At 53.0% G+C, this 773-nt stretch carries 1 protein-coding gene; it reads left to right on the top strand.

The genetic code is table 11. The annotated features are described in order from the left end of the window. Positions 1-773: MBG domain-containing protein (locus tag FZC40_RS16955; protein WP_207706745.1), on the top strand; the 773-nt coding region annotated here is incomplete at both ends.

The following is a 773-nucleotide window of genomic DNA, read 5'->3' as shown; positions in this document are numbered from 1 at the left end:
TGGCTCCAAGTGCAAGCATCGACGGATCAACCCCGATGTACAGCACAGATGGCGGTAAAACCTGGACAGCGGAAGCCCCAAGCTTTACCAATGTGGGAACCTATCCAGTTTCAGTGAAGGAAATCAACCCGAACTATGCTGACAGCCCCGTGGTGGAAACAAGCATCACGATCACCCAGGCGCCAGCCACGATTACCATTGATCCCCAGACGAAAGTCTATGGAACAAAAGACGATCCAGCATTAACCGCAGTGGTCGGAGGAACGGTCATCGGAGAAAACCTGAACTATACACTGAGCCGAGTAGCGGGAGAAACAGTCGGGACCTATGCGATCACCGCAACAGTCGGAGCTAACCCGAACTACAACATCACCGTAACAGACAACAGCCTGATCATCACAGCGGCAAGCGGGAACATAGCAACCGCCGCAGCCGTCACCGCTGTTTATGACGGAAAAGGCCATGTGCTGGCTCCAAGTGCAAGCATCGACGGATCAACCCCGATGTACAGCACAGATGGCGGTAAAACCTGGACAGCGGAAGCCCCAAGCTTTACCAATGTGGGAACCTATCCAGTTTCAGTGAAGGAAATCAATCCGAACTATGCTGACAGCCCCGTGGTGGAAACAAGCATCACGATCACCCAGGCGCCAGCCACGATTACCATTGATCCCCAGACGAAAGTCTATGGAACAAAAGACGATCCAGCATTAACCGCAGTGGTCGGAGGAACGGTCACCGGAGAAAACCTGAACTATACACTGAGCCGAGTA

The organism is Acetobacterium tundrae (assembly GCF_008086615.1).
Classification (GTDB): domain Bacteria; phylum Bacillota; class Clostridia; order Eubacteriales; family Eubacteriaceae; genus Acetobacterium; species Acetobacterium tundrae.
The sequence above is the reverse complement of the archived record's forward strand: the minus strand, read 5'-3'. Positions and strand labels throughout refer to the sequence as shown.